At 58.9% G+C, this 696-nt stretch carries 1 protein-coding gene; it reads right to left on the bottom strand.

The features are described from left to right. Positions 1-696 (bottom strand): AMP-binding protein (locus C3B51_RS23455; protein WP_165389239.1); only part of this gene is annotated, 696 nt, incomplete at both ends.

Here is a 696-nt window from a genome sequence, read left to right as displayed (position 1 = left end):
CTGGGTCTTTGCCTCATCCAGAGCAATACACGTCACTGATGTCGTTGTGAGCTGTGCTGCCAGGTCGCTGTGAGTCAGCAACTGCGCCATCTCGGTATCCGCCAGTATGTGTGCCACCCGCTGTTGTGGGTACGCCGGGTCTATTGGTACATAAGCCCCGCCCGCTTTTAATACCCCCAGCATCGCCACGACCATGTCAATCGAACGTGGCAGATAAATGCCCACCCGCTGCTCGGCACCCACTCCCCGCTCGCGCAGCAGTCTCGCAAGCTGGTTGGCACGCTGCTCCAGCGCATCATAACTCAGTGTCTGGTCTTGCCACTGAAGGGCTATACGGCTGCCGTGGCGCCTGGCCTGAGCACTAAACTGTGTCGGCAAAAGTGCCACATCGCTGGCAGCTTGCTGCCCTTCGCCAGCTGCCAGCAGTGCACTCTGCTCGGCTTGCGACAACAGTCGGAACGTATCCGGCCGCCCAGGCGTCAGTGTCACCGCTTGCCTCAGCAGCCGCTCAAAGTGCGCCTGCAACTTAGCAATGTGCGCCCTGTCAAACAGCGCGCTGTCGTACAACCAGCTCAGATGTAACCCCTGTTCATCCAGTCCCGCACTGATATCAAGGTCACATTTGACCGCAGCCTGCTCATCCTCAAGCATTTCAACCTTGATATCTCCCAGCGCCAGCGGGCCTTTGCCACTGAT

It is taken from the genome of Pseudoalteromonas rubra, from assembly GCF_004212645.1.
GTDB lineage: Bacteria > Pseudomonadota > Gammaproteobacteria > Enterobacterales > Alteromonadaceae > Pseudoalteromonas > Pseudoalteromonas rubra_G.
Note: the sequence above shows the minus strand (reverse complement) of the source record. Positions and strands in the feature narration are given on the sequence as shown.